The 18,908-nt window shown below is 40.6% G+C and carries 11 protein-coding genes and 2 pseudogenes; 8 read left to right on the top strand and 5 right to left on the bottom strand.

Going from position 1 to position 18,908, the window contains the following annotated elements:
* Positions 1 to 22: 22 nt before the first annotated feature.
* Positions 23 to 856, bottom strand: coding sequence for a hypothetical protein (locus RMY63_RS34550; RefSeq protein ID WP_322733025.1), 834 nt, complete (start codon positions 854 to 856; stop codon positions 23 to 25).
* 70 nt (positions 857 to 926) lie between these two features.
* Positions 927 to 2,783, bottom strand: a complete 1,857-nt coding sequence (locus RMY63_RS34545) for a serine/threonine-protein kinase (protein WP_322733024.1) — start codon at positions 2,781 to 2,783, stop codon at positions 927 to 929.
* Between the two features lie 173 nt (positions 2,784 to 2,956).
* On the opposite strand from RMY63_RS34545, the gene RMY63_RS34540 reads away from it, so the two are divergent.
* The 3 genes from RMY63_RS34540 to RMY63_RS34530 all read left to right on the top strand — a co-directional run bounded on the left by RMY63_RS34540 (position 2,957) and on the right by RMY63_RS34530 (position 8,823).
* Complete coding sequence (locus tag RMY63_RS34540; protein ID WP_322733023.1) at positions 2,957 to 4,384, top strand: NB-ARC domain-containing protein; 1,428 nt, start codon at positions 2,957 to 2,959, stop codon at positions 4,382 to 4,384.
* Between the two features lie 599 nt (positions 4,385 to 4,983).
* The gene (locus RMY63_RS34535; protein WP_322733022.1) at positions 4,984 to 5,133 is read left to right on the top strand and encodes a hypothetical protein; all 150 of its coding nucleotides are present in this window, start codon (positions 4,984 to 4,986) and stop codon (positions 5,131 to 5,133) included.
* Between the two features lie 66 nt (positions 5,134 to 5,199).
* Complete coding sequence (locus tag RMY63_RS34530) at positions 5,200 to 8,823, top strand: plasmid replication protein, CyRepA1 family (RefSeq protein WP_416212572.1); 3,624 nt, start codon at positions 5,200 to 5,202, stop codon at positions 8,821 to 8,823.
* Between the two features lie 18 nt (positions 8,824 to 8,841).
* Here the strand turns inward: RMY63_RS34530 and RMY63_RS34525 are convergent, their stop codons facing one another.
* Entirely contained in the window at positions 8,842 to 9,771 is a 930-nt protein-coding gene (locus RMY63_RS34525) for a tyrosine-type recombinase/integrase (protein ID WP_322733021.1), read from the bottom strand.
* Positions 9,772 to 10,355: 584 nt separating this feature from the next.
* Positions 10,356 to 12,482, bottom strand: coding sequence for an AAA family ATPase (locus tag RMY63_RS34520; protein ID WP_322733020.1), 2,127 nt, complete (start codon positions 12,480 to 12,482; stop codon positions 10,356 to 10,358).
* Positions 12,483 to 12,873: 391 nt separating this feature from the next.
* Between RMY63_RS34520 and RMY63_RS34515 the strand changes: the two are divergent.
* Positions 12,874 to 13,122: pseudogene (locus tag RMY63_RS34515) on the top strand (IS4 family transposase); the annotation flags it as partial.
* A 5-nt stretch (positions 13,123 to 13,127) separates the two neighbouring features.
* On the opposite strand, the pseudogene RMY63_RS34510 reads toward RMY63_RS34515, so the two are convergent.
* A pseudogene (locus RMY63_RS34510) lies at positions 13,128 to 13,502 on the bottom strand (transposase); the annotation flags it as partial.
* 163 nt (positions 13,503 to 13,665) lie between these two features.
* On the opposite strand from RMY63_RS34510, the gene RMY63_RS34505 reads away from it, so the two are divergent.
* The 4 genes from RMY63_RS34505 (at position 13,666) to RMY63_RS34490 (ending at position 18,395) form a co-directional block, all read left to right on the top strand.
* Positions 13,666 to 14,085: a hypothetical protein gene (locus RMY63_RS34505; RefSeq protein ID WP_416212574.1), complete on the top strand. Its 420-nt coding sequence runs from the start codon at positions 13,666 to 13,668 to the stop codon at positions 14,083 to 14,085.
* Between the two features lie 244 nt (positions 14,086 to 14,329).
* Entirely contained in the window at positions 14,330 to 16,741 is a 2,412-nt protein-coding gene (locus RMY63_RS34500; protein ID WP_322733018.1) for an MASE1 domain-containing protein, read from the top strand.
* A gap of 64 nt (positions 16,742 to 16,805) precedes the next feature.
* Positions 16,806 to 18,062 (top strand): response regulator, encoded by a 1,257-nt coding sequence (locus tag RMY63_RS34495; protein ID WP_322733017.1) that lies wholly within the window; start codon positions 16,806 to 16,808, stop codon positions 18,060 to 18,062.
* 201 nt (positions 18,063 to 18,263) lie between these two features.
* Positions 18,264 to 18,395 carry a hypothetical protein gene (locus tag RMY63_RS34490; RefSeq protein ID WP_322733016.1) on the top strand — a complete coding sequence of 44 codons (132 nt, stop codon included), beginning with the start codon at positions 18,264 to 18,266 and terminating at the stop codon, positions 18,393 to 18,395.
* The last annotated feature ends 513 nt before the right edge of the window (positions 18,396 to 18,908 follow it).

The raw sequence follows: 18,908 nt of genomic DNA, 5'->3' as shown, positions 1-18,908 counted from the left end.
TACTAATTGATGCAAAACGCATTTAGTGTACTCTATCTACCTGCAATTTGCTGTATATAGTGTCTAAATCCCTAGCCGCAGCTTCGTCTGGAGGTATTTTCAATTCATTAATTTGTTTAATTAAGGACGCAATCTCTAATTGCTCTTTTTCTGGTAAAATGCTAATCACTAAAGGAGCATAACTAATTATTGACTTTCCCTGATACGCAAACACAGTAATTGTGTATGTACTCCCAAATTTCAAACGAGGTTGCCCTGATGGATATGGCAATACAGTATTATTTACTTCTATCTGCCAGTTAACATCATTTCCCTCCATCTTTACTGTGTAGCTAGTAGCTCCAGGGACAACACGCCAAGAGATTAAAGGTTGCGTAGTCAATATACTACCATCACTAATGTAAGGACTAATTAATCTTGGTTTTGGTACAGTATCGTCATCAGCTGATCCTTTAAAGTCAGTCGGGCAATTCTGTGGCTTGAGGTTTGTACACTGATATTTCTCTACCTCAGTCAATTGCCGTCGTGCACATTGGTTTGCAGGATCAGAAGCGCTTTCTCGATTAATATATAAAGTTTTTCGATTTAAGTAGCAAATAACTGTAACCGTAGCTCCATTGTCTGGGTGAATTTTATCTCCAGGACAGAGCGAACTACCTGGTGGCAAGTAGCGATCGCCTTTACTTATTACCTTGCCATCTGCGTTAATACACTGGCGTAAAGCTATTAGTTGAGATTGTCCCCATGCACTGCTAGAGCCTGAAATAAGCAGTGTTGATATTGATGCGATCGCTACAACTTGAACTGGGAATTTTTTTTTTCTGATTCCGTTTGTTAGATTTTGTAAACTCAACATCCTGAAAACCTGTGTAGTGTAGTTATTTACAAGTTAATAGCATACAAGAAACATGGTATTTCAAAAAGAGCTAGGGCGAAGGTGGGGGAACAAACTCTCCCAATAAACGCTTTAATATCTGCAATCGCCACTCTTGAACCTCTTGCTGATTTGACTCGGCAATCAGGCAAATCTCCCAAGTCAGCCTAGCATCATTAATTTCATTTAATGCTTCTTGCGCTTGCGCTAATAAACAGTAAGCATCTGTCCTGGCATCCAGCTTTGTTGATTTTTCCAAATCAGCCTTTGCCTCAGCATAACGTTTTAGCTCTAATTTTGCCCAACCTAAGTTTTTGTATAAACTAGATTTTAATTTGACATTATCAGTTTCTTTTAAACCTTCTTGAGCTAAAGCAATTGCCGAATTATACTTTTTATCTAAAATTTTCAACCTTGATAAATTATTGATGGCTGGTATTGCCTCTCTACTCATTTGTATAGCTAACTGATATTGCTTTTGGGCTAAATCATACATTCCTCTATTATCATAGAAAAGGGCTAGCCCATAACGGGCTTCCCAGCTAGCAGGCTTTAATTTGAATGAATTCTCATAATTTTTAATTGCACAGTCATCTTGGTTCAATTTCTCGCAAACATAAGCTAAATTACTATAAGCATCTACATCTTGATTATTATATTTTATTGCTAATTCATAATACCTTTTCGCCGCTTTCAGAGTATTGGAGTTGCGAGCGCCTCTTTCAAAGTAAAAACTTGATATAGTTCGATTACTCCGAGGGCTAATCTTTAAAGCCAAGTTAAAAAACTTTTGTGCCTGCTGAGTATTATTTGCTGCTTCTAACTTTCGCCCTTGGGCTACTAGGTAGTTTGCTACTAGAGGTAGAGATAGAAAGATCCCCCCAATTATTCCTAAAACTATTAATGTATATTTGCTATATTTAAATACTTTAGAAGTAGCTAACCTATAATTTTTAATTTGCTGAGGTAGCTTTTCTAACCGTTGCAAAATTAATTCAGTAGTCTGCGGACGTTGCGCTGGCAAGGGAGCCATCAACTCATCTATAAAGTCAGCGAGAGGTTTGTCAATCTGCTGTGCTTTATCTCTCCAAATTAGTTTTCCTGTTTTCTGATCTGTGGACAAGCTTATCAGTGAAGTACCTGTAATTAACCGCACCAAGGTTCGACCTAAAGCATAAAAATCTGACTGCGGTATTGCCTTGCCGTTAATTTGTTCTAGTGGAGTATAACAAGTTGAAACGACAGCGGTCACTTCATAATTTCCCGGTCTTGTGCTTGTTCCTCCACTAGCACTTACTTTTGCTAAATAGGTATCAGTAATTCTCCTTGCCGCACCAAAATCAACCAATGCCAACCTTCCATCTGGTTGAAGAATAATATTCGCTGGTTTGATATCTCTGTGAAAAATTTCTGTATGGTGTATTAAATCTATAATTTCTACTAATTGTTGTAACCAATCTAATGCTAGTGATTGTGAAATCTGACCATTTAACTCTATCCATTCTTGCAAATTTTCTCCCTCGATTTTATCCATCACTAAGCATCGCAACGTTAGAGGAAACTTATTTGGAGTAACGGTAAAAAAATCGTCCATTGTACTTTTTGGGATACACGGATGACTTAAAAGCCTCAAAGTTTTAGATTCTCTCTCGAACATTTCCACTATCTTAGGACTTCCCCATTTGAGGACTTTCATGATTCTGTGCCGGCGCACTGTATCCCACTTTGTCCCAGCATCTTCTACTTCCCATACTTCAACGTCTATATGCGAATCTCCCGTCAGTTCTCTTAAAGGCTTAATTAACCGAATCCGTCCATCGACTAGCAAAGGAGTGCCACAACAGAGACAATTTTCTGCATCATCTGGGTTCTCCCTAGCTTCGCACAGTGGGTTTATACAATATTTCACAGCCGATCCTAACAATTTACTTAGTATATCTAAATACCAGCATTTAATTTATCAATAACTCACCCACTACTAGAAAAATATTTTAAGATACATTGCTAAAGAGGTAGCTTTAAAGTCACACATAAAGTACTATGTTATCAACGCCATACTATAGCAGTATTAACGGGTAACTTATGGCTTATAGTGCTTCTTTACAACCAGATTCGTCTTCTGCTAATGCACCCTCAGATATTCATCTCAAGAGTAGCACTTTACAAAAGCTGACTCTAGAAGAAGCTTTAGATGTTTTGAATGAATTAGTCTACCAAGCGAGGGCAAAATCCTTATCAGAGCCAGAAATTATTGTTGTAAGAGGAGCTTGGTACGATCAAAGCTATGAAGAGATGTCTGAAAACTCATCTTATAAAAAAAATTATTTGCAACGCCGGGTAGCAATCGACTTATTTGATCTATTGACAAAAATTATTGGCAACGGAGAACAAGTCTGCAAACGAAATTTCCAAACTTGTCTACAAGCCTTTATAAATCAAGATGTAATCAAGGGAAGTAAGCTCCCTGATGTTTCTAAATTTTATGGTCGCACACAGGAGCTTGTCTACTTAAAAGAATTAATTGCAACACAGCAATTTAACTGTATATCACTGGTGGGAGTTGCAGGTATTGGTAAAAGCTCTTTGGCAGCAAAATTAATGAGCGATATTAGTAAAGATAAAAATTTTGGCTTCGACTTTTTCATTTGGAAATCAGTAGCTTATTTCCCCACAACTGAAGATTTAATATCAGAACTATTAGAAATTCTCGATCCTCAGTTCATTTCGCCCAGTTATACCCAAGCTAAAATTACTTTATTGCTCAAAATTCTCAAACAAAAACGCTGTTTAATAGTTTTAGATGAATTAGAAATTTTATATCAAAATCCCAAACTCAACTTGGATTATTTGATTTTTATCAGACGTTTAGTTGAGGAAAATCACCAAAGTTGTATTATAGTAACTAACAGAGTTTTATTTGATGATTTTGTTGAATTTATAAACACTAAAAGACCTTTCCAATTTATAAGAGTTGAAGGTTTAGATACAGATTCAGCCATCAAATTTTTGGGTGAAAGAGGAATTACAGATTTAAAAAGATGTCATCAACTAATTCAAACTTATCGTGGTAACCCTTCTGAATTGGCTGATGTGGTTAACCGCATTCATAAGATGTTTGGTAATACAGAAATATTTTTTGAAAATCCAACTACTCTTGTCAGTAAAAAATTAGAAAATATACTTAATAAAATGGTTGGGAATATCTTGGACAGCATTCATAAACAGATTATGATTTACTTAGCTGAAAAGACTGTTGAGGGTTCAGAATCAATTACTATTACCACAATATTGAATAATTTCAAACTCACCCATCAAGTATCTATTTCAACTTTAGATTTAGTCAAAGCATTAGAAAATTTAGAAAGAATGTCATTAATTGAAAGTGTTAAAAACCCTATTACTAAAGAAATCTGCTTTATACTTCAACCAGTTATCAAGAAGTATGTTCTTACAGACACTTTAGGTATAGTACATAATTTTGACTCTTCCAATTTAAAAATTGCATCATAACAGAGGTAGTTATGATGGCAGGTAAGCTAGACCCTCGAAAGGTAACAGCAACCACTGGTATACTCAGTTGCTTAACCAAGCAGGGTTCGCATCGGGTAAACTCCCACATACAAGTTTTCGAGCTAGACCCCAAACACATGTCACTATGTCACTCAGGGCTACTTGAGAAAAGCCCTAAACCAGTAGGGCAAAATGTACAAAGATTAATCAATCAGGAGGTAACACAATTAAACAATCACAATCTTGCTAGATGCGAAAATAACCGAAGTTTTGTAAGATCGAGCTTGTCAACGCGTACAACCAAAAATGGAGGAAAATAAGGCACACATAAAAATGTAGGCAAAACCTACTAAGGAGTAGCGCTTTGCCCTAAAGTTCAGACAATTCAATAATTCCAGAGCGGGGTTGATCTCGTGATGACGAAGAAAGTGGGGTTTAAAGTTTGGCGACTTGAAACCACTGACTTGTCAAAAGATCCCACGCTGCTTTACTTTGCCATTATAGCGATAAAGAGAAAAGTACAGCTAGTCTCTGCTAACCGTTTTTGGCAATTTGATAGAAAATTTATATTTGATTTATGTAAATTTTTATAAAGCAGTGTGAATAAGAATAATCTAGAACTCAGAACCCAGCATTCGGAATTGATTATGGGTCTATTTTCCCGTACAAGTCTTTCACTTCAAGATGAGGTGAAGGACTTGGCAGATGCGATCGCGCCTACGAAGGACTCTAATTCCTCTGACTCCTGATTCCTGAAATCTAGATTGAAAACCCCTCTGTGAAGCTGAAAACCATAGCTATCAGAGGAATCTACTGTGTCAAATAACCAATGCCCACAAGAGTTGGGTGTTGGGGATCAAATGTTGTCATCTAACATTTGTGAATACCCCAATAATCTCACTGCCGCCGAGTATCATGAGCTAGCGGTGAGCAGCGCCATTCATCCATCTTTGATCGAGCGCAACTTTTCTCATATCGAAGGAGAAACAGTTTACGATTATCTGTTCATCTCCCAAGCGATCCCCAGAAAAAACGCTGGTCGAGTTACAGACGGTTTTTTAAAAGCCTATCTGCATTTAATAGCAGGAGGATTATGGATTAGCGGACTAGACCCGATTAACAACTGGCAACCAATGGAGTGGGGACGGATGAAACCTTCCCTACCCCGGATTGATTGGGAAAAAGGAAAACCTGTTAAGTATGAGTCACCACCCAAAACGCCTAACCGAGTCACATACTTTGATGTATCCGATTATGTTTGGGATTTGGTGGCACGACGGTATAACATTAAGCGATATCACTCGCCCCTAGCACTGAGGTTACAAAATAGGCTTACTCCACTGATATTTTGGGAATGGGTACAGCGACACGCGGAAATACCTGTAATCCTTTGCGAAGGTGAAAAAAAGGCGGCCTGTTTACTAAGCTTGGGGTTTGTAGCTCTAGCACTGCCGGGCATTTGGAACGGACGAGTGGGGAAAAAGGATTTCGATGAGAGATTGCATCCGGATCTACTACCACTGGCACAAAAGGGGCGGAAATTCATTATTCTGTTTGACTACGAGACGAAGCTAAAAACCCGATGGTCGGTGTATCAAGCCACAGTTCGCACTGGCATTGCGATTGAGGCGGCTGGCTGTACTTGTGAAGTGGCACTGCTGCCGGGGCCGGAGAAAGGCGTTGATGATTTTGTAGTTGCTAGAGGTGAGGATGCTAACGCATTGCTGACGGCAATTGTTGATGATGCTCACTCATTGAAAGATTACCAACGTTCGTTCCTCATCAAGCACCGAGGATTGAGAAAGTATAGACCAGACGCAGTTATCAATACTAAATATTTAACTGAAGCAATTTCGGTCAAGGACAAAGCAACAACCAACATACCACAACAGACAGTATGTGTATTACAAAGAGAAAAACAACTTGAACCTTTTGGTTTTCCCCATCAACCAGAGCAGCCAGAGGAAATACCCCCAGGCACTTGTGGAAAAATCAGGTACAAGCTCAAAAAATTGAGACAACAGCAACAGCCTTATAGGATTGTCTTCCCAAAAACTGGGTTAGTGGTACTCATCTCTGACATGGGTACTGGCAAAACCGAGTTAATGCGGTGCTGGCGTGATGCTCACCCTGACCAAAAATTCCTCAACAACGGACATCGAGTCAATTTGCTCAAAAATCTAGCACAACGTTTGAAAACCTTGATGTATTCTGACCTTGGTTATGCAGGCATGACGCAGGCAACTGCACTCAGTATCACCATCGACAGTTTATATAAGTTAAATACCCAAGCTCTAACTTATGGCTGCATTTTCATTGATGAGGCTTGCCAATACCTGACTCACCTATTACTGAGCAAAACCTGTAAAGAACATCGCGCCTTAATCCTGGAAACACTACAGTATATCGTCTACAACGCCCCCCTGGTAGTGATTGCCGATGCACACATGGATGACACAACCATTGAGTTTTTCAAAGCGATGCGACCAGAGAACGAGCAGCCGTACATTATTAAGAATGAGTTCAACAACGGAGATCGCACCATCTATTGGTACGAAGGACAGAATTCTTCGGTGCTGGTGGCTCAGATTTCGGCGGCAATCATGATTGGTCAGAAAGTCATGGTGGTGTCTGACTCAAAGCGTTTCATCAAGAAACTAGAAAAATCATTATTGCTACACATTGAGTTATCTCCTGATGCCGACGAGATTGACTCCACCACTAATTCTCCATCTACTACTAACAATAGTAGACGTTTGGCAAAATTACGGATTTGGTCTGTACATTCCGATAACTCTGGCAGTGACGAGAATGTGGTCTTTATTAAAGACATCACTAATGCCGTCAAAAATATAGATATACTTTTGACTTCGCCCAGTCTGGGAACTGGTGTAGACATTCCAGACTATCATTTTGATTTAGTGTTTGGGGTGTTTCATGCCATCAGTCAAACCGCTACCGAATGCGCTCAACAACTGTGGCGGTATCGTCCAAAAGTGCCGATTCATGTTTGGGTGGCCCCCAAACCCCCATTTGGCTACCTTGACACCAATCCCACCAAAATCAAAGAAAGGTTACTCCAAACCAACGAAATCACAGCTTTTCTGTTGCGGATCGACCGCGAGACTGGTAAGCGCGGGGCTGAGAAGGATTGGGCATTAGATGCCTACTGCCAAATTCAAGCCAACCGCCATCAATCAATTAATAATCTTCGGGCGGATCTGCGCGATTTGTTAACTCAAATGGGTAATCAGATTGTACCAGTGGGTGATGAGAATGATGCTCATGCTTTGGAATATTTGAAAAATGCTGCTGATGCTCTGGATACTGCTCACCATCATGCCGTCGCCAGTGCCAAAAACATTACTAAAACAGAATACCGCGCACGACAAACCAAGGATTATCTTTCGCCTGATGAGATGAACGAATGTGAAAAATTCCGCATTCATGAAGCTTACGGTATGGAAGTTACGCCCCTATTAGTCGAGAAGGACAACTCCGGTAGACTCGTTGGGGCGCTTGCTGCTCTTGAAGCCATCTTATGCCCACCAAATGAAATCATCCAAGACTCCAAGACTGGTAAACAGTACCCATTACCACCAGCATTTGTTACCCAACTAGACCGCGCTGAACGCGACAAACTACCATTTTGTATGGATTGGGGAAATTATTCCGCCAAGTGGTTAGCAAGGGTAAACTTGGGGTTACATCACATCCTGGGGCGTTTAGTCACTGACGAAGAACTGACAGCTGCCGATCCACATCTATTAAATATGACAGTGATCGCCATTCAATGTGCTGCTCACATCAAAGCAATTCTTGGTTTTACTGTACCAACCGACTGTCAACCAATTTGGCTGTTGGCCACTTTGGTTGAACAACTGGGGCTAAAGTTAGCTTGCCGTAAGCAGGGCAAACGCGGTCAACAGGTGAAATTATTCTCGCTGTCGAAGGCAGAATTGGATTTTGCACTCGCTGTTATCGAACATCGACAAAGCAAACGTGCCGAAAGACAATCAGCATCAGGCTTAGAGCCGATTTTATCCGCCGTATCCACCCCCCCCCATAATTGTATAGGGAACCCCCTCGTTGGGGGGGTGGATACTACACAACCAGAAGAGGCACAGGGGCACAGATCTATGGCAGTAACCCCGGGAGCAGCACTCTTGGGCACAGGGGCACAGGGGCAAGAATCTCTCTCCCCTGCTTCCTCTACAGATCGCATTACTTTACTTCACTGCGTGGAAACCCTTCGCTCTGGCATCGTCCAAGGTGTAGAGGCTCTTAAGGGTATCCTCAAGCGATGGACTGGCGATTTGCGTTGGGAGGTGGTGCTGGAGTTGGAGGCGATAGCGCTCAGTGAACTGCGCTCGTTGGAGGCAGCAATCCCGGAATTTTATGAGTGGCTATCGGAGGAGGTGTTACCGATGGAGGGGTAATTTCCAATTCGGTCTGTTTCAAAGATCCATCAAATTTAAAGCACTACTGTCATTAGGTCGAGCCTTGAGATAGCGATCGGTGATGGCTAAATTGGCATGACCCAAAGTTTCTTTCACCAGTACCGGATTAGTTCCGCGCTCAATGGCGTGAGATCCATGAGCATGACGTAACCAGTGCGCCGAAACTTTATCGCTTAACCCAGCAGCAGAGGCTATTTCCTTGATAATTGGGTGCAAGTTTTGACGGTCGAGGTGTCCCCCTTTTTGACTTTGGAACACTGCGTCTTTTGGTAAAGCCTGACCTTTGAACTCCATTAGTTCCGACCACAGCTTCGACTTGATGAGAATAGTACGATTTTTGCTGCCTTTGGCTTTACGAACATATACCTGACCACTCTCACCACGGGGTGTCAAATCTCCCCAGGTCAACTCACAAATTTCACTTGCCCGTAATCCCGCCTGGTACAAGAGTTTGATAATTAACAAATTTCTTTTTGCGATGTTCTGCCGTTTGGGAGTTTTAGCATCAGCTAAATGCTTAGATGCTGCTCGTACTAACAGTTTAATATCAGCCTCATCTAGATAGCGTTCGTTGATTACATCTGGCAGTTCGCCCAGTTTGAGTGCCATACCCACATTAAAAGGTAAATATCCAATTTTATGAGCGAAACTAATCAAGCTTTTAGCTGCGGCAATGTATATGCGCTTGGTACTTTCTACATTGCTCCCGAAGGAGCTAGCGTATTCTACCAAATCTTCATAAGTCACTTTTTTGAGAGGTTTGTCCAAGAATTCCAGAAATCGTCTCGTGTAGCGCTGGTATGCCCGAACAGAACTTGGTGCTTTCCCCTCCAACCACAGTGCAATCAACTTCGCTTCTGCCTGGGTCCAGGGCAAGGAAGCAAGAGCCTTTCTATACGCTGTTATGTGGACAACAGAGAGCGTCATTTTTATTACTCCCTTTATAATCAGACACAAGAGTAGTTTCGTCTGGTTTTATAGTGTCTGATTTTTATTGTCCTTTAAAATGGGCGTTTCAACTCACCCTCAAGCGAGTGAAAATTTATCGATTTTTGCGTATAGTACACCTCTAATACTGAGGAGCGTGACAAACACAATACTGTTATGCAATTGTTCAGCAGGGTATTTATTTTGAAAAACCTAAAAATAGATGAAAAAAATAAACTAAAAATGACTTTATAGTTAATAAATGATACAATAGGTCAAAGAGCGTCCTCCAAAGTTTATTTACGCCGCAGTGTACTGCTTTTTAAGCGCTATCACGCCATAAAACTATAGAGTCATTTTTAGTTTATTTTTTGAGAGTGGTTTGATTGCTTTGTGTTTAAGACACTTTTTTTTCTAGAACCGCAAACGGGAGCTAGAGAAGTAGTTTCTCAAGAATTGCCAAGGCACTTACCAGGAATGAAATGCCCCGCCGTCGCTTACGAGACAGGGGGCGAAAGCACAGCTAGCTACTTCTTTTGAGAGCAACAACCGCAAGCCGGGTGAAATTGTTAAGTTGAACATTTCTAAATTGCAATCGTCGGGTGCAAAAAAGCGCTTTCCAACCGCTGCTGCAATCGCGTATATCGCAGTTGGCCGTCACTAGAACGCAAAGCCTTGGATATCGCTTTCTTGGAACCAACGACAATCGCTAACTGCTTGGCACAAGTTAATGCTGTGTACAACTGTTTACGAGACAACATTATATAAGGCTGCGTATAAATTGGCAGAATTACTACCGGATATTCTGAACCCTGGCTTTGATGAATGGTGAAGCTCCAAGCGAGGGCAATTTGATTTAAGTCTGCTCTGGTCCTAACGACAGTATGCTTACCATACTGTACAGTAACTTCCATCTCTTCAAGATCAATGGCCTTGATAATTCCGAAGTCGCCATTAAAAATTTCGTGATTATAATCATTAGTCAGTTGAATGATCCGATCGCCTTCTCGTAATAAATTCCCGCCCCTGGTAATCTCTACTTTGTCGGGACTGGGCGGATTAATCAACTGCTGCAATACGGTATTGAGGTTACGAGTCCCAAGCAAACCCCGCGACATGGGGCAAAGCACTTGCACATCAGTAACTCGATTGTAACCCAGGCGGGGAATCAAGTCTGTAATGATTTCGGATATTGCTTTAACACCATGTTTGGGGTGATGACCGCCGCCGTGCCACAGACACTCAGACACGGGATTATCGGAAATCGGTTCAATTGTGGGAAACTGGCTTCGGTTAATTTGGTGAGCAGAGGTGATAATTGCGCTCTGTTGGGCTTGCCTAAATAGCTTGGTCAACCGCACCACCGGAACGTGACCAGAATTAATCAAGTCAGCAAGGATTTGACCCGGACCGACAGAGGGTAACTGGTCAATGTCACCCACTAGCAGTAGTTGGGAACCGTATTGTATCGCCTTTACCAAAGAAGATGCCAGAAACAAATCAAGCATACTAGCTTCTAGCGCGACAATTGCGGTATGGGGTAAAGGGTTTTGATTATCGCGTTTGAAGCCCATTGTCTTTGGGTCAAATTCCAACAAGCAGTGTATCGTCTTGGCTTCGAGTTGTGTGATTTCACTCAGGTGTTGAGCAGCGCGTCCAGTTGGCGCAGCTAAGGCGATAGATTTGCCCATTGCTTTCCACAGAGAGACTATGATCTGGGTGGTGAAAGTTTTACCGCAACCGGGGCCACCAGTAAGAATCATTACCCTTGAATATGCAGCCATTTCTACCGCTAGCCGTTGCTGTGGTGAAAGTTTGATTTTACGACTCTTGGTGAAGTGCTCAATCCAGGCGCGAACACGAGGCATATCTTGTGCAACTGGTTGGCAAAATCTAGATTGTATTAATTGAGCAAGGTTCTGTTCGGTGTGAAAGTACGTTGGTAGATAACATAGCAGCGTTTGGTCTGAGCTTTTCTCGCGGATTAAGTCATCCTTGAGTGCCATGTCTTTGATAATACCAGTGAGGGCATCTTCTTCGGGTGTGTGATCTGCTGTAGTCAGGAGTTTGATAACATTCTCAATTAGTAGAGGCTGGGGTAAATAGCAATGCCCATCGGCAGCAGCTTCGTTCAAAACATGAATTAAACCAGCACGGTAACGGAACTGACTATCAGGCGCAACTCCTAAATTAAAGGCAATTTTATCAGTTCTCAGAAAACCAATACCGTAGATGTCAGCAGCTAACTGGTAGGGATTGCTGGTGAGAGTAGCGAGTGCTTCATCCTTGTACTGCCTGTAAATTTTGACTGCATAAGTAGTAGAAACGCCATGACTGTGGAGAAATAGCATTAAATAGATGTAACAGATGTAAGAAAATAAAATAAAAATAAGTTGATAGCTAAATAAAGATATTTTGAATTGAAGCAGAGACTTCATATTTGGGTTATGCCATCGGCGACGGCGACCCGGACGCGAACAATCCCACAAACTATCGAGTTTGCCCCAGTACCAGCGATGAATTGTGTCGCGTACAGTCTGTGGATGCCATTTTAAGTATTGTGCGATTTTTAGCACTGTCCATCCAGCAGCTGATAAGCGTAGTACAGTGGCACGACTTTGAGTTCTTGGTGGTATACCTTTTGCTTGAGTGAGTGCTAGTAGGGCTTGATCTTCTATTGGTGACAGGTTAACTTTTAAAGGCGCTGGCATCTTGATCAGGGGTAAAAATATTTACGACTAAAAAAATTATCCCAACTTGATGTGCCATGCCCCAGCAATGACATTAAACAAAATATTTGGTAATCAAGCGGATACTGCTTGGGCTATCCATTTTCATGAGAATTTCTGTTTTCATCTGGGCATCCTCAATTTGCTCAATCAAGATTTTGTGCAAAAGTGTTGAGTGAGAGCCGTCAACTCTCTCCCTATGGGTGCCACCTCAGCCAGATTGTTTTGTTCATCTGTAATTATTATTGAGCCGTGGGAGCATGTGGGCATTATAGGACTTTCACCTACATGGTCATTCAGTTGTCATGGTTCTGTGAACCAAGCTAACCGTCCCTGAGTATTTCTACTCATTTAGGTTAAACGAATCGCACCCCTACACCGCACCCAGCCTTCAGCCCCCGCCATTGAAATTCTTAATCCCCTTCAGTTTCGGATTTTGAAAGCTAAATCTCCCAAACTACCCAAAGTGCTAACAGTTAGTTGGGCTGTTGAAGCGATCGCCCGTCTTGGAGGCTATCTTGAACATCGACATAAAACTCCTATTGGTATCCAGGTACTATGGCGAGGTTGGTTAAAATTGCATGACCTCTGTGAGGGTTGCCAGCTTTCAAAAGAGACTTAACGGGAAAAGTCAGCTAGTAATTTCTGTTCAGCACTTCCTTTGATTATTCGGACTCTAAACTCGCAGATTACACTAAAATCAAACCCTGGATCTGTTAATTCCAGGGAGAGCGCATATTTCCAGTCAATTCGACTGCGAACTGCATCTGCGGCTTGTCTGTCAGTCATATCCTCAATATATTGCATGACGCAGACCAAAGCTAACCGCCAAGGACTAAAAGCGGGTTGCCCAAGTGTGGGAAACAGTGCTTCAAAATCTTGGTCTTTGTAGAGAGTACCAATTTCATCCCTCATGGTTATGTAGAGATTGCCTTTTGGGAAAGCGGCACGAGCCACACGCACTGTTTCTTCTGGAATGGGGTCTATGGCTTGCGGTTGAATCACTCAATTCCTCCTTCACCGCAGGTGATGGTAAATGCTTGTTGATCAACATCATCCCACTTTCTTTAAAACTCTGCTTGCTGGGAGCATTTGTTGGGTTTTCAAATGTGAAGAAATATTTCGCCAACAGCATCCATTGATACTCACGCCCCTATTAACAAAAATGAAACGGGATATTCAGGGCAAGTTTGCACTCAAAAACGACGACTATCGTTTAGTTCGCTCCCTGAGACTAACCGATGAAACCTGGAAGACTTTGGGTATTGCAGCAGAATGCAACGGCAAAACTCGTGCTGACTATTTAGAACAAATTGTGCGGGACAATACTTTACCAAGTATTATATGGGATGAACCACAAAACTTACCAAGTATTACATGGAAAGCCGATTCTCTTCAACCGTGTAATACACCGGATGATGAGAATACTCAAACTTCAACCGCCTTACTGCCCCAACTAGAAGCACTTGAAGCTTTACGCGATCGCATTTTGTTGGAACTGAAGTTAGGTAAGCAAGCCACTGGATACAAAGCTGCACTGAAAGCTCTCAATCGTTTCATCGCTGAATTAACTACAAACCCATAGGCGTTTCCGAATTCGCCAACAGTGTCTTCGCTATATTTACGCCTACTTATGTGTACACAGCCAAAGTTTTTCGGTGCAGTTACTTTAACTTCTCCTAATTGTAAAAACCTACACCTGTCAGCCCCCTTGAACTCTAAATCCGATCTCAACAGAAAATCTTTGTGCATAAGCCCTGATGGTGAAAGTTCTTAATACTTGGGAACCATAAGCTTGAAAACCCTTGTTGAGCTTATGGAGACAACAAATGCAGCAAACTACGATAAAGCGGCAATTCCTAGCCAAGTTAGATCGTCCATTTATCATAGCTGCACTAATTATTCCAATTGTTCACCTCGGACTTGGATATATAGGTTTATCCATGACATTCGTTGGTGGTGCGTCAGCAATTTGGCCTTCGTTTGGGGTGTTCTTAGCAGGAATGTTATTAGTAGGGTACCGAGTCTGGCCTATCTTATTTTTGAGTGATTTTGCTGTTAGTTATATTCTTTTTTTTAAAAACAATCTTGTACTCAGTAGTATTATTCCTGCTATTAATTTAATTACTCCTTTTGTTGCAACTTTTTTGATTCAGAAGTTTATCAAGCGGTACAATTTCTTAGAGAGATCGCAAGATATTTTTAAATTTATACTTTTAACTCTACCTAGTCCCCTCATCAGTTCCATACTAGCAGCACTAACACTTTGTATCAGTGGTATTGCACCTTGGGCAGTATTTAGCAACGTTTGTCAAACTTGGCTGACATCAGACAGCACAGGCATTTTAGTTATTACACCTTTAGTACTGGCATGGTTGCAAAAGTCGCCATCGCCAAGAAGCTTTCATCGGCGACAAATTCTCGAACTTATATTTGTCTTACTGTCAATAATGGGGATTGTTCGGATTGCCTTTTCAGGAGGATACCCAATTGAATATACGATCGTTCCGCCGTTAATTTGGGCTGCATTTCGATTTGAAGCGCGGATATCGACTTTAGCTGTACTCATTGTGTCAGCGATCGCAGTTTTTGGGACTGTTAATGGCTTCGGTTCATTTGCCAAACAACTATCACCCAATGAATCACTTATTTTGCTGCAATCATTCATTTGTGTAATTGCTATTACTACCTTTGTGATTTCTGCCGTCACCCATGAAAACCAGAGATCGGCCGCGATCCTCCGACAAACCAATGATGAACTAGAGCGACGAGTTGAAGAACGAACGGCCCAACTCAAAGAAGCAAAAACTGTTGCTGAAGTTGCTAATCAAGCCAAAAGTGAATTTCTCGCCAGTATGAGCCATGAACTACGCACACCACTAAATGGCATACTAGGCTATACTCAAATCCTGCAAAGGACTGAACCCTTAACAGACAAAGGACAAAAAGGAATTGAAATCATCCATCAATGCGGCTTTCATTTATTAACTCTAATTAACGACGTGCTGGATTTGTCTAAAATCGAAGCCCGCAAAATGGAGTTGCATCCAATCGATTTCCATTTGCCTTCATTTTTAGAAGGAGTCGTCGAAATCTGCCGTATTAAAGCCGATCAAAAAGTCATTGCTTTCAATTATCAGCCCGACACTCAACTCCCTGTTGGTATCCATGCTGATGAAAAAAGACTGCGGCAAGTTCTGATTAATCTTTTAGGAAATGCTATCAAGTTTACAGATAAAGGAGGAGTAACTTTAAAAGTAGATGTCATTAGCCAAGAAACACAACTAATAACTAATTATAAAATTCGTTTTCAAGTGAAAGATACAGGAGTTGGCATGACATCAGCGCAATTGCAGAAAATCTTCCTGCCCTTTGAACAAGTAGGAGATATAAAAAGACAGTCCCAAGGAACTGGATTAGGATTAGCTATTAGTCAAAAAATCGTCAATCTTATGGGCAGCAATTTAGAAGTTGAAAGTCAACCAGATCGCGGTAGTATTTTCCACTTTGAAGTGGAGTTACCAGAAGCAAAACAATGGGCTGCAAATTCTAGAGTGATGCAACAAGGAGCTATCACAGGCTATCAGGGCGAGCAACGTACTATTTTAGTAGTAGATGACAAGTGGGAAAACCGTTCGGTAATTCTTAATTTATTAGAACCGATAGGATTTAAATTAATCGAAGCTAGTAATGGACAAGAGGCGATCGATCGAGCTATTGCATCTCAACCTAATTTGATTATCACTGATTTAATTATGCCTGTAATGGATGGTTTTGAACTGATTCGGCAAATTAAGCAATCCGATGGGTTTAAAAATGTAGCCATTATTGCTTCTTCTGCAAGTGTATTTGAAAACGACCAAAATCAGAGTTTAGATGTCGGTGCAGTTGCTTTCTTATCTAAGCCTGTTGTCGCTGAAAGTTTACTAGAATTACTGCGATTGCACTTAAAATTAGTATGGATTTATGCACCAAAATCAGAAATTGTTGCAAATCAAAACCCAACTAATTTGCAGGTGAATTCTCAAAATATTTCTTTACCTTCTATTGAAATATTGACTCGCTTATATGAGTTGGCAAAAGATGGCAATCTCGATGAAATATTGCAGGAAGTAAATGATTTGAAAAATGAATGTTCTACTTATTCTGATTTTACTCAAAAAGTAATTCAACTTGCCGAAAATTTCCAAATCAAGAAATTGCGAGATGCTTTAAAACAGTGGATGAATCAAGCCAAATAATTTGTTGATATTCCATATTAAGCAGCGATTTTTATTTTTTCTATAAAAAACTATATTTCGACCGATGAAAAACTTTGATTTTGTTTTAATTGTTGATGATAATCCCACTAATTTGTCAGTACTATCACAAGCGCTAAAAAGTGCCGGGTTTGCAGTTCGAGTTGCCGAAGATGGAGAAACTGCAATTGAAATGGTACAGCATAAACAACCTGCTCTAATTTTGTTAGATGTGCAAATGTCTGGAATAGATGGGTTTGAGACTTGCCATAAACTCAAAGCTGACCCATTAACGCAAAACATCCCCATTATTTTTATGACTGCGTTAGCGGATACTGAAAATAAGGTGAAAGGATTTTCATTAGGAGCGGTTGATTACATTCCCAAACCTTTTGAACAAGCAGAAGTCATTGCCAGAGTGCGAATGCATTTACAACTCAAGCAATTGACCGACAATCTTGAACAAAGAGTGACAGATAGAACAGCAGCTTTAGAACAGGCACAAGTGCAGCTGGTACAACAAGAAAAGCTGTCTATGCTTGGTCAATTGGTAGCAGGTGTAGCACATGAAATGAATAATCCTATTAGCTGCATTATTAGCAATATTTATCCGGCACAAGAGTATATTGCCGACCTCATCGAAATCTTGCAATTATGTCAGCAAAATTATTCCCAATTACCGCCTGTAATTCAAGATGCGATCGTACAAACAGATCTAGAGTTTATCTTAGAAGATTTACCAAAGCTCCTCAACTCGATGCAGGTTAGCACACAACGAATTAAAGATATATCCGTATCGCTGCGAAACTTTGCCCGTACTGACACTTTCGGAAAAGTTAAGTTTGATGTCCATGAAGGACTTAACGATACATTATTAATTTTGCGACATCGCCTGAAAGGAGTTGGACAGCGACCGGAAATTCAAATCATCAAAAAATACGCTTCCTTACCAAAAGTTGAGTGCTATCCGGGGCAAATCAATCAAGTGTTCATGAATATTTTAGCTAATGCCGTTGATGCCTTAGAAGACATTTGGCAGGAAGGAAAGCGAGTCAATAATTCCCTGGCAATCAACATCTGCACCGAGGTGTCCAGTCCTAATTATGTCACGATTCGGATTTGTGATAATGGCATTGGCATGACAGAGGAAGTAAGACAACAGATTTTTAATTATCTATTCACCACGAAAACAGTTGGTAAAGGTACTGGACTGGGATTAGCGATCGCTAATCAAATTGTAGTAGAAAAGCACGGAGGAGCAATTCAAGTTAATTCTACACTCAACCAAGGAACTGAATTTGTCATCATGTTACCTTTGCAATAACAACATGAGTTGGAACATAACGCTCCTCCAGCAGATTCAAGAAATAAACCTAATTCAAGGGCAATATAAGTGTAAATTCTGCTCCCGATCTAGTTCTGATATTACACTTAGTTCCCCTTTATGTTTCTCAATAATGGAATAGCTAATTGATAACCCCAAGCCCGTGCCTTTTGAATTGATTTGACGCTACAGCTTGTACCAATGTCATTCTATCGAGTCCCTGCTGATAGCCCCGGTGAGGCTTGCTTGTATTTCATCCTGTATGAACTGAAGTTAGGTAAGCAAGCTACTGGGTATAAAACTGCTCAGAAGATTCTCAATCGGTTCAGTTGACCTGTTTGGGGAATTCGCCAACGGTATCCGTATCTCGGCTCAATACTGTTCAGCACTGTAATACTTAGATAAATTACTTATTAAATAGAACGCAACAAAACTGACATAAAGCATTTGTAGCTGGGTTAATAAAAATTAATTTAGATAAAGTGTAATAAATAGAGATGGAACACAGATTATTTGCATAGCATTAGATAACTTTGTTGTTTTTAATGCTAACTGAACTTATCTGAACATTAAATTTTCTCTATGTTCAGCACTTATTACTCAAGATTTTTTTAAATTGGAAATTAAATTCCTACGGTAATTACATAGAGGCTGGTTGATCTAGATTTCTAAAACAATAGTATATTAGCCGATTACAATCAAGTTTTATAACCAGTAAAATATAACAAATTAATCTATTACATGAATTTTGTAAGAGTATTTTAGTAAATGTAATTTTAGAAAATCTCATACTTATGTAAATAAAAAATCAACTGTTATACTCGAAATTAAAATACAATAATTTAT

This window comes from Nostoc sp. ChiQUE01b (assembly GCF_034531255.1).
Classification (GTDB): domain Bacteria; phylum Cyanobacteriota; class Cyanobacteriia; order Cyanobacteriales; family Nostocaceae; genus Nostoc.
This window is presented reverse-complemented; position numbering and strand designations above follow the sequence as displayed.